This is a genomic window from Companilactobacillus versmoldensis DSM 14857 = KCTC 3814, assembly GCF_001434295.1.
GTDB lineage: Bacteria > Bacillota > Bacilli > Lactobacillales > Lactobacillaceae > Companilactobacillus > Companilactobacillus versmoldensis.
Map to the genome: position 1 here is coordinate 90506 of NZ_AZFA01000007.1, position 23410 is coordinate 113915.

Genomic DNA, 23410 nt, shown 5'->3' on the forward strand with positions numbered 1-23410 from the left:
CTACCGTTCCTGATTTTCGTAGGGTTATACCTTTTCGTTGGTATTTTTTTGACCGTCATTGGAAATAAAAAAGGCTTTTATGCTATGCCTGCTTCTATTTCCGTGATCGTCGGGATTATTTTTGCATTCATTATTTACAAAGGTTCGATCGATGATAAATTCAATAGCTTGATCAAAGGCTGTGGTGACAACAATATCATCATTATGTGCCTGATTTTCTTACTGGCTGGAGCCTTTGGTAGTGTTACTGAAAAAATTGGCGGCGTCGATTCGACCGTTAATTTAGGTCTGCGTTTGATCCCTAGTTCTTTCATTGTTCCCGGGATGTTTTTGATTGCTTGTTTCGTTTGTTTAGCTATCGGTACAAGTATGGGAACGATTGCGACTATTGGTCCGATCTGTATCACTTTAGCTGCCAAAACAGGGATCTCACCGGCACTTCTTTTAGGTGCCCTCCTAGGGGGAGCAATGTTTGGTAACAATATGTCGATCATTGCTGACACTGGGATCGCCATCACTCGGATCCTCGATGTTCCAATCAAAGAGAAGTTCAAGGTCAACATCCGGACTACTGGTCTCGCAGTCATTGGGACCGTGATCTTGTACTTTATCTTTGGTAATACTGGCAGTACTACTCTTACTGATGTCGGTGGTTACAACCTGATCAAGATCTTGCCTTATATCGCTGTTCTAGTGATATCTTTACTCGGCGTCAATGTCTTTGTCGTCTTGACGATGGGGATAATCTTGGCCGGAGGTATCGGGATCTTCTACGGAGATTTCAATGTTTTAGGCTTCACTTCTAGCATTCAGAGTGGATTTTTGAACATGTTCGATGTCTTGATCTTTTCATTATTGATCGGAGGACTGGCCAATATGGTCAAGGAATCCGGTGGTATCGAGTGGATCAATCTCAAGCTCAGAAAGATCATCGTTGGGCAAAAGTCGGCTCAATTCGTTTCGATGCTTTTACCAGGAACAGTCGATGCCGCTTTGGCCAATGACACGGTGACTTGCGTGGTAACTGGTCCGATCGTTAAAGATATTTCTGACGACTACAAGATCGACCGCAAAAAGTCAGCGTCCTTGATGCATACCACTGTCTGCGTCTTACAGAGCATTTTGCCCTATGGCGCCCAGATACTACTAGCAACTAGTTTAACCTCTGGAAAAGTGTCGCCAATCGCCATAATGCCATATCTCTGGTATGGGTTCTTGGCCTTAGGGTTTGCGATCATTTCAATTTTCATTCCATCTCGGAAGAGAAGCAAAAATACTGTAAATGAAAAAACACTCACAAAGAATGTTGAAAACAAACTTCAAACTACTCTGGAATAATTTTTTTCAAAATTAAACGTTTTCATTTTTTAATTAAAATCAATTAAGAATCTGAGGGGTATTTACAATGTCACATAATTATTACGAGGAAGCTAAAAAATTTGGCGAAAAATATTTGAAGCCTTACGCCGCAGATATCGATGAAAAAGGTCGTTTCCCGAGTGAATCTATTAAAGCGTTGCGGGAAAATGGCTACTTTGGTTTGGTCATCCCTAAGGAATACGGTGGCCAAGGATTGGGTGTCGAGGAACACGCTGAAGTCTGCACGGGTCTGGCTGAAAGCTGTGCTTCAGCTTCTCTGTGCTACATGATGAGCAACGTTGGTGCTTATTGCTTATCACTTTATGCTTCAGAAGATTTGAAAAAAGAGATCCTACCTAAGGTCGCTTCTGGTGAGGCTATTTTGGGATTGGCTTACAGTGAATCTGGTACTGGTACGCACTTCTATCTACCTGAAATGAAGGAAGATACTCAAGATGGCTATGGCATTTTGACTGGTCGCAAGAGTTTCGTAACATCTGCTCGTGAAGCTGACTACTACTTAACGATCGCTCATTCAGAAAAACAGGATACTAATAACCTTTGGTTAGTGCCTAAGGACAGCGATGGTATGTCATTTGAATCTTACTGGGATGGCGTTGGTCTTCGTGGTAACGCCTCTGTTCCAATGGTGCTTGATCATACTAAAGTTGACGATGCTTACAAGATCGAAGGTAACGGTGATGGTGACCGCCTGATCTTTATCATTGGTCTAGCTTCAGCCTGTGCTGGTATCTCAATGGGTATTGCCAATGAAACTGCTAAATACGTTAAGAGTAGAACTTATTCAAGTGGTAAATCATTAGGTGATATCGAATCAGTTGAAACTGGTCTAGCTAACCTTTACAGCAAAGCTTACGCTGCACGTGAAACATTATTTGCTGCCGCTAAAGGTGTTGATGAAGCTGGCGACGACGCCTTCCAAAACGCTATCGCTGCACGTGTCGTCACAACAAGAGCCGCTGTTGAAAATGGTTCCGAAGGAATGAAACTATTCGGTGGTATCGGCTATGTTCACGACAAACAACCAATGGAAAGATTGATGAGAGATTCCCTGGCCGGTCAAGTAATGGCACCAGGCATCGACGTCCTTCGCATTTGGTTAGGTAGATTATTAGTTGAATTACCTTACATGCGTGCTGATCAAGGAGCAAATTAGGTTAAGTATTATTCAAAAAATCTGGGGGAAATGAATTATGGCTAATAAAAAAATTAAATTAGGTGCTGTTTTATACTCACCACAAGTTACAGTTGTTTGGAACATCATTACGAAATATTTCAAGACAGAAGGAATCGACCTTGAATGTGTCTTCTTCAAAGATTACCGTAAGCAAGTTAAATCGTTAGTTGCCGGTGAAATCGATGTTGCTTGGAATTCGCCTTTAGCTTATGTTGAAGCAAATATCAAATCAGATGGCAAATGTGGCTACAGCTACATGCGTGATACTGACCAAGATAGAAAAAGTACTTTTCTAGTTAAGAAAGACAGTGGCATCAAGAGTGTTGAAGATCTTAAAGGCAAAACTATTGGTTTTGGTGCTATCGACTCACCTCAAGCACGTTTGATTCCACTTGAATATCTCCATGAAAATGGCCTTGAATCAGGTAAAGATTTCACTGAAAAAACTTTCGATGTCGATGTAGGTCTTGACGGAGACCACGAAGGTGGCGAAGTTGATGCTCTTAAAGCTCTCAAAGCTGGTGAGATTGATGCCTCGGTTACTACAGAAATCAATCGTAAGAATTGGACTATGGATGGAACTATTGATGATAATCAAATCGTCGTAGCTGCTCTTACAGGCCTTTATGACCACTGTATTTTCTCAACACGCCCTGACTTCCCAGATGATTCAAAAGAAGCCTTCGAAGATGCTTTGAGTAAGATGGATTACAACAATCCTGAACACAAAGAAATGATGGATCTAGAAGGACTTAAGAAATGGGTCCCAGGCAGAACTAGTGGTTTCAAGGAACTTGAAAAAGCCGTTGACTATTTGAATTTCTTTTAAGAGGTAAATAAAATGAAAAAATCTTATCCTTTATTCCCAACTTCATTGATCGGTAGTTGGCCACGTGACCGCAAGACTCTCCTAGCTTTGCGTCAGCAAAGAAATGGCCAGCTTTCCGACCAAGACTTCAACGATTTGATTGAAAAAGAGACCGCCCGGATCATAAAAATCCAAGAAGATGCCGGATTGGATTTTATCGTTTCAGGAGAATTATCTCGTGACAATTACTGTTCATTCGTCGCTGACCGCATTGGTGGTGTCGATCTCTTGTCAATGAACGACATCATCGATTACATAGCCGATAAAAAGTCCTTCGAAGACATCTTAAACGTTCTCGACGTCCCTTCTATCGCCATCAGAAGCGCTATCTGTACCGGCAAATTAGAGTATCACCCCCATCGCCGTCAATGAATTGAAGATCCTCAAAAAGTATACTGACAAACCAGTCAAAATCACTCTACCAGGACCATATTTGCTGACACGTTCGATGTGGTTGCCGAAGCTTTCCAAAAAAGCCTATGACTCTAAAGAAGCGCTCGGACAAGACGTTATCAAACTCTTAGAAAGAGAAATTGATAATCTCCAAGCATTAGGAGTAGACGTCATCCAATTTGATGAACCCGTTTTGACTGAAGTCGTCTTCACCGAGGGTAAGACACGTTCGTTCATGTGTGCAGCCTTGGCAGAAAAGAAAGACCCAACCGATGAACTGGAATTTGCCAAATCATTATTGAAACCAGTTATGGACCATGTAGACCGCAGTAAATCCTTCGCTTCCCTGCACGTTTGCCGTGGGAACTGGAGCAATGATGAAAGTACCCTGCTATCAGGTGCCTACACTCCCCTGCTCGACCTCTTCGAATACGTTGATCCCGATATCCTTACCCTAGAATATTCAACGCCGAGAGCTGGAGATTTCAGCACCTTGATGGAATCAGACCAGATCAAAAACAATGACATTATCGGTTTAGGAGTCGAAAATCCTCGATTGCACAAAGCTGAATCAGTCGACTTTATCACTGGCAAAGTCAAAAATGCATTGCAGTACTTACCAAAAGAGCGAATCTTCTTGAATCCAGACTGCGGTTTTGCTACCTTCTCCAACCGTCCAGTCAACGAAGAAAAATTCATCATCAATAAGATCAAATCCTTAGTCGCAGCTTCACACCAGTTGCGTTCAGAAGCTTTGGTCGATTAGAGGCAGTTATGAAAAGATTATTGGACGAAAGTAAATATTATCGGATCGGTCTACGAGCCGTCTCGAAAAATCATGCCGAAAATAAGATCTATATTGATAATGCGATTTATCAAGTTGATAAAGAAGTCAGTTTTGACTCTGAAAACACCGCTCAAACTAGCGTCGGACACTTCGCAGACTCGCTAGCAAGCTCAATCATCTTCTCGATCACCAATTACGATGCAAAACATGACAACGTCATCGATGAGATTGAGGGCAAGTTCTCCTTCGAACTCCTTAATCCATTGACCTATATCGGTGTAATTGGGTATGATGGAGAGCCAAAGATCGACAAAGTAGATTTAACTTTATACATCGTCTCGTTTGCTGAAGAAGCTGAATTGAATAACCTATGCACTCAGGCTATGAAAAATTCCCTAATCTTAAATTCAATCAAGGACAGCATCGACGTTAATGTCAGGATAAAATTAGTCTATTAAAGATACACACAGTTTGGCTTGTTGATAAATGTTAATAAATTCCTCCTTCGGAAAAGTTATTAACAAGTGGATAACTTTTAAAACAAAAAAATTTCTCCAAGTTCGTTAGATTTTTTCTAACTTCTTGGAGAAATTTTTTTATCCACAGGCATTTTTACATAACGGTGTGCCAGCTTCAATTAAACTCAAAACTTAATTTTTAGGCATTATGCCGTGGTTCATATTTCGCAATATAATAAGTTGTAAAGCCTCCATCGATATTAGTAACATCATAACCATTATTTTTTAAGATCCTCGAAGCAGTGTAACCGCGCAGACCGACCTTGCAATACGTATAAATTGGTTGATCTTTCGGAAATTCAGAAAGTCGATCTCTGATTTGATTAAGAGGGATCAAATGACTATTTTCAACATGCCCTGCCGCATACTCATCATCATCCCTAACATCAACGATAAAAGCCTTATCAGCTACTAATTGGTCGACTTTTGACCAATCGGCTGTCTTGACTTCACCATCGAGAACATTTTGGGCAACATATCCTAAGACATTGATAGGATCTTTTGCAACACCAAATGGCGGAGCATAGGTCAATTCTAATTCAGCTAGTTGTGGAGCAGTAGCATTCAATTTCATAGCTGTCGAGATGACATCGATCCGTTTATCCGCACCTTGATTACCAACGGCTTGTGCACCCAAGATCTTACCTTGATCACTGAACAGCAATTTCAAATTCAACGGTTGGGCATCTGGGTAATAAGTCGCATGAGCTGCAGTATGAATATGAATTGCACGATAAGGGATGTTCTTTTCTTTCAAAGTTCTCTCATTCATCCCAGTTGAAGCAGCTGCAGGGCCAAAGACTTTTGCAATACTGGTTGCTTGAACTGGTCCATAATCGACGTCTAAGTCATTGATCACATCAGCAACTAATCTACCTTGACGGTTGGCGGGGCTAGCCAATGGAACGTTAGTATCGCTATTGTCGATGAAATTCTTGGTTTGGATGACATCTCCTATGGCATAAATATTGGAAAAGTTTGTTTGAAAACGTTGATTAACTTTAATGGAATTTTTGATCCCCAAACTGATACCACTGTCCTGAGCCAACTTGCTAGCAGGAGTTACGCCAATCGATAGGATCGTTATATCTGACGACAATTCCGTCCCATTATGCAATACCAATTTTTGCCCGTCAGCGGTGACCTCTTTGAGTCCATTATTCAAATAAAGCTCGACGCCGTTCTTTTCGATCTCTTGATGGAGTTGTTGAGCCATTTCAAAGTCGAGATTAGGCATGACTTGATTGGACTGCTCGACTAGCTGCGTCTTCAATCCACGGCGCTGGAGATTTTCCATCATTTCTAGTCCGACAAAACCACCACCGATAACAGTAGCTGTCTTGACGGAATGATTATCCAGATACGACATGATATCGTCCATATTGGCCATATTCCTGAGTGTGAAGACGTTTTTAGCATATTTTAGTCCAGGAATATTAGGGACGATTACTTTGGCTCCTGTAGAGATAATCAAATCATCAAAGCTTTCCTGATATTCTCGATTATTTTTGCTGTCAAAAACTGTAACTTGATTGTTTTTTGGATCGATCGACGTCACTTCTGAGAAGTTTCGGACATCCAGATTAAAACGGTCCTTCATACCTGGGATCGTTTGGACTAATAAATTATCACGATCGGTAATTTTATTACCGACATAGTAAGGAAGTCCACAGTTAGCAAACGAGATGTATTCACCTTTTTCAAAAATCACGATCTCATCGTCTTCACTCAAACGACGTAAGCGTGTGGCAGCTGTTGCCCCACCAGCGACACCACCAATTATCAAAATCTTTTTCGACATAGTCCGACGCTCCTTTTAAAATTAAGCTTATATTTTCAATATACCTGTTAATGAAAGCGTTAGTCAAATCAAGGAAACTATGAGCACCAAAAAGTCATCAGTCGAATTGTCTATTTCCTTACAAATAGATATTATATCGGTCATAACTGTCTTAATAATGACATGAGTAGTATTAGTAAAATATCAAAGAAGTTGAGATTAACTCCATTAAATCAAGGTTCATTTCATTAATTATTGGAAAGCATGCTCAATATTATGATGTCACGCCGCGACGGGGTAACTTGATGATTTTCAGCAATAATTTCTCATTTACAAGCATCTATTTGCTCAATCAGAGCATCCCTATTAAATCGTTTCAACCAGCTCGGTTCAGCCAAAAAATCTCGAAAAATTTTTATGCATTATATTTGTGAATTTAGTCTCTTCAACTTAAAATGTCCATGTTCCAAAGGGATCTTATTCATTATTTATTTGGGACTTATAAAAATTTTAGAAACTGGATATTAAGATCATGCTAAAAATTTTATACAAACAAGATGGCGCCATTGAAGCTAAAGAATATGCTGACGGGGCCGACTTCATTGCCAATCAACAATTTGAAGTCCCTGATCTTGAAGAGAGCCTGGAGATCACTTCGGCTTCTCTCGATGACAAAGAATTAGACTTTGGTGATAAAACTGTTTCTGGTCTTTATCATTTCCTTATAAAATAATCCAAATTAAAAAGGACTAGTCAATCGATTGACTAGTCCTTTATTTATCTCAACTTTTTCTATCCGGCTGTTTTAGCTATTCTGCCTTGTTCGATATAAACACTCAAGATACCAATATCAGCTGGATTAACACCACTGATACGGCTAGCTTGGGCAATCGTTTCAGGATTAATCTTGCTGAGCTTTTGAACAGCTTCAGTAGCTAAACCATTGACCTTAGTATAATCAAGTCTTTCAGGGATCTTCTTTGATTCCATCTTCTTAAGACGCTCGATTTTCATTTTTTCTTTCTTGATATAGCCATCATATTTAATGTGGATCTCGACTTGTTCTTTGACACGACGGTCAACATCATCAGCACCTTCACCGATCATATCAATAATATCTTGATAATGGACCTCAGGACGTCTGAGGAAACGAGCAGCTAAGATACCATCTTTCAGACCCTTCAAGCCATGAGCTGTCAAGAATGGTTCAGCCATCTTAGGTGTGATCATTTTTCTCTCTAAACGATCGAGTTCAACTGTAACGGCGTGCCATTTCTTGTTGAACTTTTCAAACCGTTCGTCACTGATCAAGCCAAGTTCATGACCTAAGCCAGTTAGGCGTTCGTCAGCATTATCGTGACGCAAAATCAAGCGATACTCGGCCCGACTAGTCAACAAACGATATGGTTCATTAGTACCCTTTGTGACCAAATCATCGATCATAACGCCAATATATGCTTGATCACGACGCAAGATGAATGGATCTTTACCTTGAGCACGTAATGCAGCATTGATACCAGCCATGATTCCTTGTCCAGCAGCTTCTTCATAACCAGAAGTTCCATTCATTTGACCAGCTGTAAAGAGGTTCTTAACGACCTTTGTTTCCATGTTCAATTTCAATTGCCAAGGTTCAACGACATCATATTCAATGGCATAACCAGGACGCATCAATTTAGCATTTTCCAAACCAGCGACTGAGTGGACCATCTTCAATTGAATCTCTTCAGGCATCGAAGTCGAAAAATCACCAACATAATATTCTTCGGTATCGCGGCCTTCTGGTTCAAGGAAGATCTGGTGACGAGGCTTGTCAGCAAAACGAACGACCTTGTCTTCGATCGATGGACAATAACGTGGTCCAACACCTTCGATGACACCAGAGAACATTGGTGCACGGTCCAAGTTGTCACGGATGATCTTGTGAGTTCTAGCATTGGTATAAGTCATCCAGCAAGAAATCTGGTCCTTCAAATATTGAGCATCAGGCGTCTCAAATGAGAAGTGATTAGGTTCCTCATCCCCTGGTTGCTCTTCGGTCTTAGAGAAATCGATAGTTTCTTTATTAACACGAGGAGGTGTACCAGTCTTGAAACGAGTCAACTTGAAACCATGCTTTTCAAGGTCTTCTGACAATTTGATTGAAGGGATCGAATTGTTAGGACCAGATGAATACATTAGTTCACCGATGATGATCTTACCTCTAGATGCTGTTCCAGCAGTAAGCACAACCGTCTTGGCATGATATCTTGCACCAGTTCCGGTGATGACACCTTTAGCAACGCCATCTTCCACGATAAGCTTTTCAACGATACCTTGACGAAGAGTCAAATTTTGCTCTTTTTCCAAAGTATTCTTCATAACACGGTGATACATGCTCTTATCAGCTTGGGCACGTAAGGCACGGACTGCTGGGCCTTTACCAGTGTTCAACATTCTCATTTGAATGTATGTTTTATCGATATTCTTACCCATTTCACCACCAAGGGCGTCTACTTCACGTACGACGATTCCTTTGGCTGGACCACCCACTGAGGGGTTACATGGCATAAATGCCACCATATCCAAATTTATGGTGATTAAGAGCGTTTTTTGACCCATCCTTGCGGCGACGAGGGCTGCTTCTGAACCAGCGTGTCCTGCACCCACGACGATGACGTCATATGTTTCTGAATCAAATTCCTTAACTTCAACCATTACGTTTCCACCTATACCTATTTTCCTAAACAGAATTGTGAGAATAATTGTGTGATCAGTTCGTCTGGATAGCTGTCACCAGTGATTTCTCCTAGCTTATCCCAGCAGTTGGTCATATCGATCTGTACTAGATCGATCGGCATCCCTGCGTCGATACCAGAAATAACATCGTTCAAACTTTGCTTAGCTTGACGCAAAAGCCCAGCCTGACGGGCACTAGTAATAATCACGTTGCTACTGCTATCTTCTATTCCAGCATTAAATAATTTTCCGATAGTATCTTTAATTTGTTGGATTCCATCATTTTTGATTGCGGAGGTCAACAGAATTATGTCATCCGCTTTTAGTTGTTTAACATCGATTGGATGTAGGACTGGTGAAAGATCGTTCTTGTTAAATATCACGATCCGGCGCTTATCACTAGTAGCATCCAATAATTGAAGGTCTTCTTCCTCTAAAGGACGACTAGCATCTAAGACTAGGATCACTAGATCAGCACTTTCGATAGCTTTTTTAGACCGTTCGACACCGATTTTTTCGACTTTGTCCTCGGTATCACGGATACCAGCTGTATCAATCAATTTTAAAGGAACACCATCTATATTGACGTATTGTTCGACCACATCACGAGTAGTTCCGGCAACGTCAGTAACGATAGCTTTATCCTCATCCAACAAGCGGTTCAACAGACTAGATTTACCAACATTTGGCTTACCAATAATGGCTGTAGCCAGACCATGTTGCAAGATCTCTCCACTCTCAGCCGTTTTCAATAATTCATCGATGCTTTTTCCCACTGTTTGTGCTTTTTCAAGCAACATCTTAGTAGTCATTTGTTCAGTATCGTATTCGGGATAATCGATATTGACTTCGACTTGAGCCAAAACATCTAGGATCTCTTGACGTAGACCACTGATCAAGTGTTCGAGATTACCATCCAATTGATTGACAGCAACCTGCATTGCTTTATCAGTTTTGGCACGGATCAGATCCATGACAGATTCAGCCTGCGTCAAGTCCAAGCGTCCATTCAAGAAAGCCCGCTTAGTGAACTCACCTGGTTCGGCCATTCTTGCACCTGCTCCGATCAGCAATTGCAGAACTTTATTCGTTGGCACAATACCTCCGTGAGTGTTGACCTCCAAGACATCTTCACGTGTATAAGTCTTTGGGGCACGCATCACTGAGACAATGACTTCATCGACTAATTCTTTAGTATCAGGGTCGACGATATGGCCATAATTGATCGTATGGCTGGCTACTTTAGCCAAGTCTTTACCTTGAAATACTCGTTTTACAATGTTTACTGCTTGATCACCAGACACTCTGACAATCGAGATCCCGCCTTCCCCAGGTGGGGTCGAAATAGCAGCAATCGTATCATATTCAGTTACAGTACTAGGCATAACCATTCCTCCATTATTGAATTTTGAGCACAAAAAAAGTGCATAATCCGTCCCCAAGAGACGGAAAAGCACTTTGACTACTTTTCAGTATTTAATTTCCTAGATATACTAACCACATTTTTTCTAAATGTCAATTAATAATTACTTACGGTTCTTGTAGACCCGTTTCTTAGCCTTACGGATCTTACGTTGTCTTTCACGTTCTTTTTCAGCTTTCTCACGTTGTTTCCGACGATATTTGAACGGATTTTGCAATACTAACGTTTGAAGAACTTGGAAAGCATTTGTAACCACCCAGTACAGCGTGATAGCTGATGGGAAAGTTAAGGCAGGAACGAAGATGAAGATCGGCATGATATAAGTCATCATCTTAGTTGTTCCGTTTTGATTAGGTTGTGACAGACTGGAAATATATGTAGCAAGGAAGGTGAACAGTGCCGCCAGGATCGCCATTATGTAGTAAGGATCCGCTTTACCTAATTGCATCCAAAGGAAACTACCATTTCTCAACTCAGATGTCTTGTAGATTGCTTGGTAAAGAGCAAACATAACTGGCAACTGAACTAATAATGGTAAACATCCCGCCACAGGATTGACTCCTGCTTCTTTGTACAACTTTTGCGTTTCTTCACGTAATGTTTGTTGTGTGTCGGTATCTTTAGCAGAATATTTTTCTTGTAAAGCCTTCATTTGAGGCTGAATTTCCATCTGCTTGTTCATACTACGGATCTGGAACCAGTTCAATGGTAGCAAAATGACCCTAATGATAACTGTGAAGATAACGATCGCCCAACCGGAACTATTACCAGCAAGCGATGCTAGCCAAAGGATGAATCTCGAGAAGTTCCACAAAACGACGTGGTCCCAAAATCCAGTACTGTTACTAGTGATAGGCTCATTAAGATTTGAACATCCAGTTAGCACTAATACGACACTAAGTAGTAGCGCTATCCCTATGTATTTCTTTAATCTTTTTTTATTCACTTTTGCACCCAATATTATAAAATTTTTAGTCTACTAGTATTTTACCTAACTTTAGAAGATGTACGACATTTTTTTTCGTCTCAAACATATCTAATTTGACTGCTGGCTTACGAGCGATGATCAAAAAATCAAGCTCTGCCGGCATTTCTGGTTTTAATTCTAGTAGAGATTGTCGAACGTAACGTTTGACCCGATTACGTCCCACGGCTGTATGTGAAACTTTCTTACCTACGGAAAGACCAACGCGAAAGTGTTTTTGTCCAGGCTTTTTGATTTGATAAAGGACAAAATTGCGATTTGCGACCGACTGGCCTTGCGAGTAGACATATTGAAACTCATTTTCTTTTTTTATTCGATAGCTTTTTCTCATATGTCACCAGACTAATCTTCTTGTTTTGTATATAAAAAAAGACCACCAAAAATTAGTGATCCTTCAAAACTAAGCTGATAATACTTTTCTGCCTTTTTTGCGACGTCTTGCAAGAACCTTGCGACCATTACTTGTACTCATTCTCTTCATGAAACCATGGACGCGTTCGCGATGACGCTTCTTTGGTTGAAATGTTCTTTTTGTAGTCATCAATCAAACCTCCTGAATTAATTATACTTTCTCCAGACAATTGCTTAAACATCTTATCATGTTTGGCAAATAATTTAAACATCTAATTTAAGGAAATTTCGAAAACATAGAGGAAACAATTTGAAAACGGTGGAAAAGATTTGAACAGTTTTCACCTGTGGATATTTTGTGTATGAAAGTTATTAACATAGTTATCAACAGGTGTGTAAACAAGGTTATTCGCTAAATATTTTTGCTGTGTATTAGTTTTCCACAGGTTTTAAAAATTAGTTCAAAACTTATTAAAAAGCCGACATATCAGGGTTATTGGTTGTTGATAACTGTGGATAACCATGTGAATAACTAATTTTTTAAACATTAATCCACAGTTTCTTTACGATTTGTTTAACAACCTGTTAAGTAATATTAAATTAAACGTGTGTTCTGTGGATAACTTTTTTATTAAATGCTAAACTTTAATTTGTCTTTTTAGGGGAAGAACTTATCCACAGATTCAAAATAAAATAGATTGGAGGGTATTTTTTGCAAGAACCACATAACTCATCAACAAAAGAACTTAATGATTTTTGGAATTATTTTACAAATAAGATCAAATCCGAAATTACACCAACGAGTTATTCGACTTGGGTCGAAAGTGCTAAACCGCTTTACATCAGTGGCAACGATATTCATATCTCTGTTCAGTCAAATCTTCATAAAGAATATTGGCAACGTAACTACGTTAAAAACATTGCAATTGATTCTTATGAATTCAATGGCGTTGAACTAAATCCCATCATTGAAAACGAAGAAGAACAACAAGAACAGCAAAATTTGAATATTGCCTATGACAGTAGCACCGAGAACGCCGATCGATCTGACAAGAATACTCCTGTTTTTCAGAACTCTCATTTAAATCCGAAGTATACATTCGAATCCTTCATTATTGGTGGTGCCAATAAGATGGCCCATGCAGCTGCCGTTGCCGCTGCTGGAGAACCCGGCCAGATTTACAATCCACTATTCATTTATGGTGGTGTTGGTCTTGGTAAGACTCATTTGATGCAAGCTATCGGTCATGAAATGTTGAAAAACAATCCTAACGCCCGTGTTAAATATGTCACTAGTGAAACCTTTGCTAACGACTTTATTAATTCGATCCAAACGAGGACTCAAGAAGAATTCCGTGAGGAATATCGAAATGTGGATCTACTATTAATTGATGATATTCAATTTTTTGCTGAAAAAGAGGGAACTCAAGAAGAATTTTTCCACACATTTAATAAATTGCATGAAAACAACAAGCAAATCGTTTTAACTTCTGATCGACTACCAAATGAAATCCCTAAATTGCAAAACCGATTAGTTTCACGTTTCAAATGGGGTCTATCAGTCGACATAACAGCACCGGATCTGGAAACACGAATTGCCATTTTGCGTAACAAAGCAAAGGCAGAAAACTTAGAGATACCAGACGACACTTTGTCTTACATTGCCCAACAAGTAAACACCAACGTGCGTGAATTGGAGGGTGCATTGCTAAGAGTTCAGGCCTACTCAGCAATGAAAAACACTGATATCAACAAGTCTTTAGCAGCCGATGCCTTGAAAGCTTTGAAGTTATCCAAAGCTAAGAATGGCTTGACCGTAAGTTCGATCCAAAATAGAGTTGCCAAGTACTATCACGTTTCGATTGCCGATCTAAAAGGTAAGAAACGTGTCAAAACCATTGTTTTACCGCGTCAAATTGCAATGTACTTATCTCGAGAATTGACAGATCGCTCACTTCCTCAAATCGGAATGGAGTTTGGTGGTAAGGACCATACAACAGTCATGCACTCATGTGATAAAATAGCCGAGTTAGCTATAAAAAATGACGATGTTAAGCAAGCAATTGGAGAATTACGTGACGAATTGAAAAATTAACATGTGTATAACTTTTAACAACTTTCATAGTTATCCACAGCTGTTAATAACATAGATTTTTCTATAGCTTTCAGGCGTTTGAATAGTTTTCCACAGAATCCACAGTGCCTACTACTACTTCTATCTATATATTAATTAATTAAAAGGGGAAGCCAGCTTATGAAATTCTCAATAGATCGTACTAAATTCATCAATCAAACTAATAATGTGCAACGAGCTATTTCTAGTAAAACCACAATTCCAATTCTTACAGGAATGAAATTAGATCTTGCTGAAAATGGACTCACAATCACTGGAAGTAATTCAGATATTTCAATTACAGCCTTTATCTCAAAAGAGGATGCTGATAATGATCTGAATATTGAAAGTACTGGTTCAATTGTTTTACCAGCCAAGTTTTTTAATGAAATCATTAAGAAGTTACCTGGGGATAACTTCAATTTAAAAGTTCTCGATAATAACCAGACACTGATTACCTCAGGTGTCTCTGAATTTACAATCAACGGCTTAGACGCCAATAACTATCCCCACCTTCCAGAAGTTGAAACCGAAAACCAATTAGTCTTCCCAACTGATTTGTTCAAAGAAGTTGTGAACCAGACAGTTATTGCTGTTTCAACTCAAGAAAGTCGTCCAGTGCTGACTGGTGTTAATTTCATTATCAATAGTGATGGATTAACGTCAGTAGCAACTGATAGTCATCGTCTAGCTCAAAGAAAGATCGATATCACAAGTGATGAAGAATACAATTTGATCATCCCTGGTAAGAGTTTGACTGAATTAGTGAGAACAATCAGTGATTCAGTTAAAGAAATCTCGATGTCGATCTCAGAAAATCAAGTCTTATTCAGTTTTGACAACGTCATGTTCTATTCACGTTTGTTGGATGGACGTTATCCTGAAACAGACCGTTTGATTCCGGATGATTCCAACACTACTTTGACTTTTGACTCATCTAATTTATTATCATCTGTTGAACGTGCTTCATTGCTTTCACATGAGAGCCGTAACAACGTGATCAAATTAGTTATCAAAGCAGCTGATAAAAAAGCTACACTTTTTGGTAATTCACCAGAAGTCGGAACAGTTGAAGAAGTCCTTGATTGCTCAAGTCTTGAGGGAGAGGACCTCGATATTTCGTTCAACCCTGATTATTTGAAGGATGCCTTGCGTTCATTCGGTGGAAACACTGAGATCGAAGTCAGTTTCACATCTGCACTGCATCCATTCACGATCAGACCAGTTGAAAACAAAGATAATTTCGTTCAATTGATCACACCAGTAAGAACATTTTAGAAATTGATTTTTTAGGTATATTCAATTATCATATTCAAAAATTTGATAACTGAATATAAAGATATTTGATTATAAATAAAAGAAGGTCGGAATCTACTGATTCTGGCCTTCTTTTTTGATCCAATTAAATTTGAATGGGGTATTTCGCTTTTTGAGTGTTTTTTCAGGTGATTTAATATTCACCTACCTGTGTTGTAAAAAATTGCTCTAATAGCCTAAAAAATGGCTTGTAAGTTGTTTTTTAGTTCAGAAACAACTATAATATAGAATATGTCATTAATGGATAAATCTAATAAATAGGGTGTTGTTATGTCGCAAAAAGTTGAAATTGAGACCGAATTTATTACTGTGGGACAATTTTTGAAAGAAGTCGGTATCATCGGTACCGGTGGACAAGCTAAATGGTATTTAAAAGAAAATTCGATTGAGGTCAATGGTGAACCTGAAGATCGTCGAGGCAAAAAATTGTATAAGGGCGACAAGATCGTCGCTGAAGATCAAACATTTGAGATTGCCTAGCAGCAATTGTTTGTAAGAGATCTCGAATTACAGAATTATCGCAATTATGAGTCTTTGAAGATTGAATTTTCGCCAAAAATCAACGTATTTTTGGGACGAAACGCTCAAGGCAAGACAAACTTATTAGAAGCTATGTATTTTTTAGCTCTAACCAGAAGCCATAGGACGTCCAATGACAAGGATTTAATTAAATGGGGAAGTGATTTTGCTAGGATTTCTGGCACAGTTATCAAAGACAACTCCAGTCGTTTAAAGATGAACCTTGTTATCAGCAAATCAGGGAAAAAAGCTAAATTAAATAACTTAGAACAACGGAAACTTTCCAGCTACATCGGTAATTTGAACGTTGTTTTATTTTCGCCCGAAGATTTGTCGATTGTGAAGGGTAATCCAACGATTAGAAGAAAGTTTGTTGATATGGAATTTGGTCAAATATCTTCACAGTATCTCAAAACTGTCAGTCAATTCCGCTCGGTTTTGAAACAGCGAAACTTTTATTTGAAAAAATTACAGCACCATGAAACCAAGGATCTGGTCTATCTAGATGTCTTATCTGACCAACTTGCAGCATATTGTGCAGAAGTGACTCATACACGAGTGACTTTCTTACAGCGGCTGCAAGTTTTTATTCAAAAGATCCATGCCAAGATAACTGAAGGACAAGAAAACCTGCAGTTACGATACAGTAGCTTTTTTGAAGCTGAAGACAAGAGTGTTGAAGATATCTACAACTTGTACAAAGCTACTTACAAAAAAAACTACCGTCGAGAGATTCAACGTGGGGTCACGCTCTATGGACCTCATCGCGATGATATTAAATTCTTAGTTAATGATAAAAACGTTCAAGACTTTGGTTCACAAGGACAGCAACGTTCAGTTGCCTTAAGTCTAAAGTTGGCTGAGGTTGAGTTGATCAAAGAAGAAGTAGGGGATTATCCAATTTTGTTATTGGATGATGTTTTATCCGAATTAGATCAAAAAAGACAGACCCATCTGTTGTCATCTATCGGAGATAATATTCAAACCTTTATCACGACCACATCACTAGATGATGTTGACCGGACTTTGATTAAAGATCCTAATGTTTTAACGATTATTGACGGAAAAATCAAACAGGAGGAAATTTAATGGCTGAAAACAGCAGAGAACAAGATTTAGAGAAAAAAGAAAAACTGGCTGAAGAATATGACGCCAGTCAAATTCAAGTTCTTGAAGGACTTGAAGCTGTTCGTAAAAGACCTGGTATGTATATCGGATCAACTAGTGGTCAAGGCTTACACCATCTTGTATGGGAAATCATCGATAATGGTATTGATGAGGCTTTAGCTGGGTTTGCTACTAAGATCGAAGTTACAGTAGAGCCAGACAACTCGATCACTGTTACTGATGATGGACGTGGTATTCCAATCGATATCCAAAAGAAAACAGGTAAACCTGCTTTGGAAACTGTTTTCACGATCCTACACGCTGGTGGTAAGTTCGGCGGTGGCGGATACAAGGTATCTGGTGGACTGCACGGTGTTGGTGCATCTGTTGTTAATGCCTTGAGTTCTGAGTTGGATGCCGTCGTTACCCGTGGTGGTAAAGAATACGGGATCGATTTTGAAAAGGGTAAAGTAAAGCATGCCATGCACGTCGTCGGTGAAGCTGGCGAATTCGATCATGGTACACGTGTTCACTTTGTGCCAGATCCTGATATCTTTACTGAAACAACTGTTTATGATGATAAAACTTTAACTACTCGTATCCGTGAATTGGCCTTTTTAAATAAAGGTCTGAAACTTACATTTACTGATAAACGTAAGGATACTGCTGAAAAATTAGTATTCCACTATGAAGGTGGGATCAAGAGTTATGTCGAATTCTTGAACAAAGGAAAAGAAGCTTTGTTCGAAGAACCAATTTATTTGGAAGGTGTTCAAGACGGCATCACCGTCGAAGTAGCCTTGCAATATGTTGACGAATATCATACAAACTTGATGACCTTTGCTAATAATATCCATACTTATGAAGGTGGTACTCACGAAGTTGGGTTCAAGACTGCTTTGACACGTGTCATCAATGATTATGGACATAAGAATAAGTTGCTCAAGGACACTGAAAAATTATCCGGAGAAGATGTTCGTGAAGGGATGACTGCGGTCGTTTCTATCAAGCATCCGGACCCACAATTTGAAGGTCAGACTAAGACGAAGTTGGGTAACTCAGATGCAAGAACGATCACTGATCGTTTATTCTCTGAACATTTCATGAAATTCTTGATGGAAAATCCTAACGTAGCTAAGAAGATCATTGAAAAAGGTACTTTAGCAACTAAAGCGCGTCTAGCTGCTAAACGTGCTCGTGAAGTTACTCGGAAACAAAATGGTCTAGAAATCAGTAATTTACCTGGTAAGTTAGCTGACAATGCAAGTAAGGACCCTGAAATTTCAGAGTTATTCATCGTCGAGGGTGATTCTGCCGGTGGTTCCGCTAAGACTGGTCGTTCACGTTTGACACAAGCCATCTTGCCAATCAGAGGTAAGATCTTAAACGTTGAAAAAGCTTCAATGGATAAGATCTTGGCTAACCAAGAAATCAGAACCTTGTTTACAGCTATGGGAACTGGTTTTGGGGATGACTTTGATATTTCTAAGGCTCGTTATCACAAAATCATTATTATGACCGATGCCGATGTCGATGGTGCTCACATTAGGACACTGTTATTGACACTACTTTATAGGTATATGCGTCCTGTTGTTGAAGCAGGCTATGTCTATATTGCCAAACCACCTTTGTATCAAGTTCGTCAAGGTAAGATCATGAAGTACCTTGATACTGACCAAGAAAAAGATGATTTTATTTCACAATTGCCAGCTAAACCAGAACCAAAGATTCAACGTTACAAGGGTCTTGGTGAAATGGATGCTGACCAACTCTGGGATACAACTATGGATCCAGAGAAGAGAAGATTGGATCGTGTTAAGTTGGACGATGCTGTTGAAGCTAACCAAATTTTCTCAATGTTGATGGGTGACAAGGTTGCTCCTCGTCGTGAATTTATCGAGGACAATGCCCGTTACGCCGAAGTTGATTATTAATTAGGGGAGGGGACAAATTTAAATGGACGATAGAAGAATCGAAAATGTTAATCTGACGGAAGTTATGAAAAGCTCTTTCGTGGATTATGCTGCTAGTGTTATCGTATCTCGTGCTCTTCCAGATGTGCGTGACGGATTGAAACCAGTTCATCGTCGTATCCTTTATGGTATGAATGAATTAGGTGTTACACCTGACAAGCCTTATAAAAAGAGTGCCCGTTTCGTTGGGGATATCATGGGTAAATATCACCCCCATGGTGACTCCGCAATTTATGAATCAATGGTCAGAATGGCTCAGGACTTTAGTTATCGTTATCCATTAGTTGATGGACACGGAAACTTTGGTTCAATCGATGGTGATCCACCTGCTGCTATGCGTTATACCGAAGCTAGAATGAGCAAGATGGCTGTTGAGATGTTACGTGATATCAATAAAGATACGGTCGATCTAGTACCTAATTACGATGGTGAAGAAAAGGAACCAATGGTCTTGCCGGCTAGATTCCCTAACTTGCTAGTGAACGGTGCTACTGGTATCGCTGTTGGTATGACGACTAATATTCCTTCACATAACTTGAAGGAAGTCATCGATGCATTGCATATTTTAATGAGAAATAAAGATGCAACTCTGATGGACTTGATGAAAGTTATACCAGGACCTGATTTTGCTACTGGTGGTATTATCATGGGTCGCTCTGGTATTCGCCAAGCTTATGAGACTGGTAAAGGTACGATCACTTTGCGTGCTAAAGTTGATGTTACGACTAAGAAAAATGGTGGAGAACAGATTATTGTCACTGAGTTGCCATACATGGTCAACAAGGCCACATTAGTCGAAAGAATCGCTGATTTAGCACGTGAAAAGAAGATCGAAGGTATTACTGACTTAAACGATGAATCTGACCGTGAAGGTATGCGGATCGTGATTGATGTTCGTCGTGATATGTCTGCTTCAGTTATCTTGAACAATTTATACAAATTGACGCAATTGCAGATCTCATATGGTATCAATATGGTTGCTATCGTTGGAAAGACTCCTAAGGTCTTTTCATTAAAGGGCGTTCTACTTGAATACTTGAAGCACCAGGAAGTTGTTATCAGACGGAGAACTCAATACGAATTACGTCGTGCAGAAGCTAGAGCTCATATTCTTGAAGGTTTGAGAATTGCCCTTGATCACATTGATGAGATAATCAAAATCATCCGTGGTTCACAGACCTCCGCGATTGCTAAACAAACATTGATCGACAATTTCAAATTGTCTGACAAGCAATCACAAGCTATCCTGGACATGCGTTTGGTACGTTTGACAGGTTTGGAACGTGAGAAGGTCGAATCTGAATATCAAGATTTGTTGACTAAGATTGCTGACTTCAAAGATATTCTGGCTAAACCTGAACGTGTTGATAAGATTATTTACGATGAATTGCTCGATATCCAAGAGAAATTTGGGGATGCTCGTCGGACTGAGATCCGTGCTAGTGAGATCTCCAATATTGAAGACGAGGATCTGATCGAAGAAGAAAATATCCTTGTTGTTCTAACTCACAATGGCTATATCAAGCGTCTTTCTGCGGATGAATTTAGAGTTCAGAACCGTGGTGGCCGTGGTATTCAAGGGATGGGCGTCCATGATGATGACTTTATTGAACAGATTATCTATACCTCGACTCATGACCGTTTGTTATTCTTTACTAATACTGGTAAAGTTTATCGGACTAAGGGTTATGAAGTCCCTGAATATGGTCGGACAGCTAAGGGTATCCCGGTTATCAACTTGTTGAACATTGAAAAGGGTGAAAGCATTCAAACTGTTATCAATGTCGGTAAAGATGTTGATGTGGATAATTCATTCTTGTTCTTTGTCACTCAATTGGGAACTGTTAAGCGGACACCGGTGTCTGACTTTGCTAACATCAGACATTCAGGACTGCGTGCGATTGCCTTGAAGGACGAAGATGAACTTACTAATGTCTTTATGACTGATGGTGAAAAAATCATCTTCATCGGTACTCATAAAGGTTATGCGGTAACCTTCAGAGAGACTGATGTTCGTCCGATGGGACGGACTGCTGCTGGTGTTCGTGGTATCAAGTTACGTGATGAAGACTACGTAGTCGGTTCATCTATCCTCGAATCAAATCAAGAGGTCTTAACGATCTCTGAGCATGGTTACGGTAAGAGAACTAGTGCTAGTGAATATCCAGTTAAGGGACGTGGTGGTAAAGGTATCAAGACTGCCAACGTTACTGAAAAGAACGGACCAATCGCTGGTATTGCCACCGTTGATGGTGACGAAGATATTATGTTAGTGACTAATACTGGTGTCATGATCAGATTTGACGTTAATAACGTTTCACAAACTGGTCGGGCAACACTCGGTGTTAGATTAATCAAGGTTGACGACGATGCATTTGTTTCAACCATGGCCAAAATTGCTCATCAAGATGAAGAAGAGGAAGATGAAAATTCTGATTCTAAACCTGATGATCAAGCAACAACTGATTCAGACTCTGGGGATGACTCCAGTTCGACTGATTCAGACGATTCAACTGAGTCAAATGATTCAGATGATACTACTCCAGATACAGACAATAATGATTCAGGTTCAGACAATCCTGAAGCATAAAAAATAAAATGATCGTTCCTGCGTAATTTGATAGTGTATCTAGTTCGGTACACGTCAGGCAGAAACGATTTTTTTAATGTTACATTTTAGCTAGAATTCGAGGAGCATTTATGATAAACTCATACATTGTGAGTATAAAATAAAGATAATTTATGCTCCTTGTCCTTTAGCTAGGACCATTAGACCATAAGGAGGTGCACAGTCATGGCAGAATCACATTACGAAATTACATATATTATTAAGCCAGATATCGAAGAAGAGGCTAAGAAGACTCTTATCGATCGTTACGACAAGATCGTTAAAGATAACGGTGCTAATAATGTTGAGTCAAAAGACTGGGAAAAAAGACGTTTAGCATATGAAATTGCTAACTACAAGGAAGGTATCTATCACATCATCACTTTAGATACTGACAACGAAGATGCATTAAATGAATTTGATCGTCTATCAAAATTCGACGACAACATTTTGCGTCACATGATCATCAAGCGTGAAGCTTAATTTGTTTCACGTGAAACATTTTGAGGAGGCAGACATATGATTAATAGAGTAGTTTTAGTCGGACGCCTGACACGTGATCCCGAACTTAGATATACTGCAAATGGAGCTGCAGTGGCATCGTTCACTGTTGCTGTTAATAGACAGTTTACTAATGCTCAAGGCGAGCGTGAAGCTGACTTCGTTAACTGTGTTATCTGGAGAAAAGCTGCCGAGAATTTCTCTAACTTCACTCATAAAGGTTCTTTAGTTGGTGTTGATGGTCGTGTGCAAACACGTTCATATGAAAACCAACAAGGCAATCGTGTCTATGTTACTGAAGTAGTTGTTGAGAACTTCTCACTTTTGGAATCAAGAGCCGAGAGTGAAAGAAGAGCTCAAAACGAGAATAATAACGGTGGGAACCAAGCTTCCAACAATAATTCGTATGGGAACAATCAGTCCTCATACAGCAACAATAATCAATCAAATAATAATCAATCTAACAATAATTCAGGCAACGCAAGCAACAATTCAAACAACAATAATAATTCGAATAGTAATTCCAATTCTGGAAACAATATGAACGATCCATTTGCTGACAACAGTAAACCAATCGACATATCAGATGATGACTTACCATTCTAAAAAATTAGAAGGGAGACTTCATAATGGCCCAACAAAGAAGAGGCGGACGTAGAAGACGTAAAGTTGACTTCATCGCTGCTAACCATATCGAATACATCGATTATAAAGACACTGACCTATTAAAGAGATTTATCTCAGAACGTGGTAAGATTTTACCAAGACGTGTTACAGGTACAAGTGCTAAGAACCAAAGAAGACTTACAATTGCAATCAAGAGAGCAAGAATCATGGCTCTATTACCATTCGTTGCAGAAGACTAATTATTAAGGCTCTAAGTCAAATCGTA

General features: G+C 39.5%; 22 protein-coding genes. 16 read left to right on the forward strand and 6 right to left on the reverse strand.

The genetic code is table 11. The features are described 5' to 3' along the window. Positions 1 to 84 precede the first annotated feature (84 nt). The 6 genes from FC27_RS05305 to FC27_RS05325 all read left to right on the forward strand — a co-directional run bounded on the left by FC27_RS05305 (position 85) and on the right by FC27_RS05325 (position 5063). Positions 85 to 1338, forward strand: a complete 1254-nt coding sequence (locus FC27_RS05305; protein WP_162097653.1) for a Na+/H+ antiporter NhaC family protein — start codon at positions 85 to 87, stop codon at positions 1336 to 1338. A gap of 67 nt (positions 1339 to 1405) precedes the next feature. Continuing rightward, complete coding sequence (locus tag FC27_RS05310) at positions 1406 to 2536, forward strand: acyl-CoA dehydrogenase family protein (RefSeq protein WP_010625552.1); 1131 nt, start codon at positions 1406 to 1408, stop codon at positions 2534 to 2536. 37 nt (positions 2537 to 2573) lie between these two features. Then, complete coding sequence (locus FC27_RS05315) at positions 2574 to 3386, forward strand: phosphate/phosphite/phosphonate ABC transporter substrate-binding protein (protein ID WP_010625553.1); 813 nt, start codon at positions 2574 to 2576, stop codon at positions 3384 to 3386. 12 nt (positions 3387 to 3398) lie between these two features. Next, the gene (locus FC27_RS12145; protein WP_201781092.1) at positions 3399 to 3797 is read left to right on the forward strand and encodes a uroporphyrinogen decarboxylase/cobalamine-independent methonine synthase family protein; all 399 of its coding nucleotides are present in this window, start codon (positions 3399 to 3401) and stop codon (positions 3795 to 3797) included. 1 nt (position 3798) lies between these two features. After that, complete coding sequence (locus FC27_RS05320) at positions 3799 to 4584, forward strand: uroporphyrinogen decarboxylase/cobalamine-independent methonine synthase family protein (RefSeq protein WP_201781093.1); 786 nt, start codon at positions 3799 to 3801, stop codon at positions 4582 to 4584. Positions 4585 to 4592: 8 nt separating this feature from the next. Then, positions 4593 to 5063 carry a hypothetical protein gene (locus FC27_RS05325; protein WP_010625554.1) on the forward strand — a complete coding sequence of 157 codons (471 nt, stop codon included), beginning with the start codon at positions 4593 to 4595 and terminating at the stop codon, positions 5061 to 5063. Between the two features lie 199 nt (positions 5064 to 5262). Here FC27_RS05325 and FC27_RS05330 read toward each other — a convergent pair whose 3' ends face one another. Beyond that, entirely contained in the window at positions 5263 to 6924 is a 1662-nt protein-coding gene (locus tag FC27_RS05330) for an FAD-dependent oxidoreductase (protein WP_010625555.1), read from the reverse strand. A 511-nt stretch (positions 6925 to 7435) separates the two neighbouring features. Here FC27_RS05330 and FC27_RS05335 point away from each other — a divergent pair. After that, on the forward strand, positions 7436 to 7636 hold the full coding sequence (locus FC27_RS05335) for a hypothetical protein (RefSeq protein WP_010625556.1): 201 nt from the start codon (positions 7436 to 7438) through the stop codon (positions 7634 to 7636). 59 nt (positions 7637 to 7695) lie between these two features. Here FC27_RS05335 and mnmG read toward each other — a convergent pair whose 3' ends face one another. The 5 genes from mnmG to rpmH all read right to left on the reverse strand — a co-directional run bounded on the left by mnmG (position 7696) and on the right by rpmH (position 12570). Next, positions 7696 to 9600, reverse strand: coding sequence for a tRNA uridine-5-carboxymethylaminomethyl(34) synthesis enzyme MnmG (gene mnmG / locus FC27_RS05340; RefSeq protein WP_010625557.1), 1905 nt, complete (start codon positions 9598 to 9600; stop codon positions 7696 to 7698). 17 nt (positions 9601 to 9617) lie between these two features. After that, positions 9618 to 11006, reverse strand: a complete 1389-nt coding sequence (mnmE, locus tag FC27_RS05345; protein ID WP_010625558.1) for a tRNA uridine-5-carboxymethylaminomethyl(34) synthesis GTPase MnmE — start codon at positions 11004 to 11006, stop codon at positions 9618 to 9620. Between the two features lie 141 nt (positions 11007 to 11147). Then, positions 11148 to 11990, reverse strand: a complete 843-nt coding sequence (locus FC27_RS05350) for a YidC/Oxa1 family membrane protein insertase (RefSeq protein ID WP_029508263.1) — start codon at positions 11988 to 11990, stop codon at positions 11148 to 11150. Positions 11991 to 12015: 25 nt separating this feature from the next. Further along, positions 12016 to 12360, reverse strand: coding sequence for a ribonuclease P protein component (rnpA, locus tag FC27_RS05355; protein ID WP_010625560.1), 345 nt, complete (start codon positions 12358 to 12360; stop codon positions 12016 to 12018). 69 nt (positions 12361 to 12429) lie between these two features. Next, a complete protein-coding gene (gene rpmH / locus FC27_RS05360; protein ID WP_010625561.1) occupies positions 12430 to 12570 on the reverse strand; it encodes a 50S ribosomal protein L34 in 141 nt (46 codons plus the stop codon). A 522-nt stretch (positions 12571 to 13092) separates the two neighbouring features. On the opposite strand from rpmH, the gene dnaA reads away from it, so the two are divergent. The 9 genes from dnaA (at position 13093) to rpsR (ending at position 23384) form a co-directional block, all read left to right on the forward strand. Next, the gene (gene dnaA, locus FC27_RS05365) at positions 13093 to 14475 is read left to right on the forward strand and encodes a chromosomal replication initiator protein DnaA (RefSeq protein WP_010625562.1); all 1383 of its coding nucleotides are present in this window, start codon (positions 13093 to 13095) and stop codon (positions 14473 to 14475) included. 159 nt (positions 14476 to 14634) lie between these two features. Next, complete coding sequence (gene dnaN, locus FC27_RS05370) at positions 14635 to 15771, forward strand: DNA polymerase III subunit beta (protein ID WP_010625563.1); 1137 nt, start codon at positions 14635 to 14637, stop codon at positions 15769 to 15771. A 309-nt stretch (positions 15772 to 16080) separates the two neighbouring features. After that, entirely contained in the window at positions 16081 to 16290 is a 210-nt protein-coding gene (gene yaaA / locus FC27_RS05375; protein ID WP_010625564.1) for a S4 domain-containing protein YaaA, read from the forward strand. A 6-nt stretch (positions 16291 to 16296) separates the two neighbouring features. After that, positions 16297 to 17418 (forward strand): DNA replication/repair protein RecF, encoded by a 1122-nt coding sequence (gene recF, locus FC27_RS05380; protein ID WP_029508264.1) that lies wholly within the window; start codon positions 16297 to 16299, stop codon positions 17416 to 17418. Continuing rightward, complete coding sequence (gene gyrB, locus FC27_RS05385) at positions 17418 to 19370, forward strand: DNA topoisomerase (ATP-hydrolyzing) subunit B (RefSeq protein WP_010625566.1); 1953 nt, start codon at positions 17418 to 17420, stop codon at positions 19368 to 19370. The genes recF and gyrB overlap by 1 nt, the downstream gene beginning before the upstream one ends. Before the next feature lie 22 nt (positions 19371 to 19392). Continuing rightward, the gene (gyrA, locus tag FC27_RS05390) at positions 19393 to 21999 is read left to right on the forward strand and encodes a DNA gyrase subunit A (protein ID WP_010625567.1); all 2607 of its coding nucleotides are present in this window, start codon (positions 19393 to 19395) and stop codon (positions 21997 to 21999) included. A gap of 204 nt (positions 22000 to 22203) precedes the next feature. After that, positions 22204 to 22500, forward strand: coding sequence for a 30S ribosomal protein S6 (rpsF, locus tag FC27_RS05395; protein ID WP_010625568.1), 297 nt, complete (start codon positions 22204 to 22206; stop codon positions 22498 to 22500). A gap of 36 nt (positions 22501 to 22536) precedes the next feature. Continuing rightward, positions 22537 to 23124 carry a single-stranded DNA-binding protein gene (gene ssb, locus FC27_RS05400; protein WP_010625569.1) on the forward strand — a complete coding sequence of 196 codons (588 nt, stop codon included), beginning with the start codon at positions 22537 to 22539 and terminating at the stop codon, positions 23122 to 23124. A 23-nt stretch (positions 23125 to 23147) separates the two neighbouring features. Continuing rightward, positions 23148 to 23384: a 30S ribosomal protein S18 gene (rpsR, locus tag FC27_RS05405; protein WP_010625570.1), complete on the forward strand. Its 237-nt coding sequence runs from the start codon at positions 23148 to 23150 to the stop codon at positions 23382 to 23384. The last annotated feature ends 26 nt before the right edge of the window (positions 23385 to 23410 follow it).

Coding starts and splice junctions, on each gene's coding strand:
- FC27_RS05305 (WP_162097653.1), top strand. CDS start 85: ATGCCTGCTTCTATTTCCGTGATCGTCGGGATTATTTTTGCATTCATT.
- FC27_RS05310 (WP_010625552.1), top strand. CDS start 1,406: ATGTCACATAATTATTACGAGGAAGCTAAAAAATTTGGCGAAAAATAT.
- FC27_RS05315 (WP_010625553.1), top strand. CDS start 2,574: ATGGCTAATAAAAAAATTAAATTAGGTGCTGTTTTATACTCACCACAA.
- FC27_RS12145 (WP_201781092.1), top strand. CDS start 3,399: ATGAAAAAATCTTATCCTTTATTCCCAACTTCATTGATCGGTAGTTGG.
- FC27_RS05325 (WP_010625554.1), top strand. CDS start 4,593: ATGAAAAGATTATTGGACGAAAGTAAATATTATCGGATCGGTCTACGA.
- FC27_RS05330 (WP_010625555.1), bottom strand. CDS start 6,924: ATGTCGAAAAAGATTTTGATAATTGGTGGTGTCGCTGGTGGGGCAACA.
- FC27_RS05335 (WP_010625556.1), top strand. CDS start 7,436: ATGCTAAAAATTTTATACAAACAAGATGGCGCCATTGAAGCTAAAGAA.
- mnmG (WP_010625557.1), bottom strand. CDS start 9,600: ATGGTTGAAGTTAAGGAATTTGATTCAGAAACATATGACGTCATCGTC.
- mnmE (WP_010625558.1), bottom strand. CDS start 11,006: ATGCCTAGTACTGTAACTGAATATGATACGATTGCTGCTATTTCGACC.
- rnpA (WP_010625560.1), bottom strand. CDS start 12,360: ATGAGAAAAAGCTATCGAATAAAAAAAGAAAATGAGTTTCAATATGTC.
- rpmH (WP_010625561.1), bottom strand. CDS start 12,570: ATGACTACAAAAAGAACATTTCAACCAAAGAAGCGTCATCGCGAACGC.
- dnaN (WP_010625563.1), top strand. CDS start 14,635: ATGAAATTCTCAATAGATCGTACTAAATTCATCAATCAAACTAATAAT.
- yaaA (WP_010625564.1), top strand. CDS start 16,081: ATGTCGCAAAAAGTTGAAATTGAGACCGAATTTATTACTGTGGGACAA.
- gyrB (WP_010625566.1), top strand. CDS start 17,418: ATGGCTGAAAACAGCAGAGAACAAGATTTAGAGAAAAAAGAAAAACTG.
- gyrA (WP_010625567.1), top strand. CDS start 19,393: ATGGACGATAGAAGAATCGAAAATGTTAATCTGACGGAAGTTATGAAA.
- rpsF (WP_010625568.1), top strand. CDS start 22,204: ATGGCAGAATCACATTACGAAATTACATATATTATTAAGCCAGATATC.
- ssb (WP_010625569.1), top strand. CDS start 22,537: ATGATTAATAGAGTAGTTTTAGTCGGACGCCTGACACGTGATCCCGAA.
- rpsR (WP_010625570.1), top strand. CDS start 23,148: ATGGCCCAACAAAGAAGAGGCGGACGTAGAAGACGTAAAGTTGACTTC.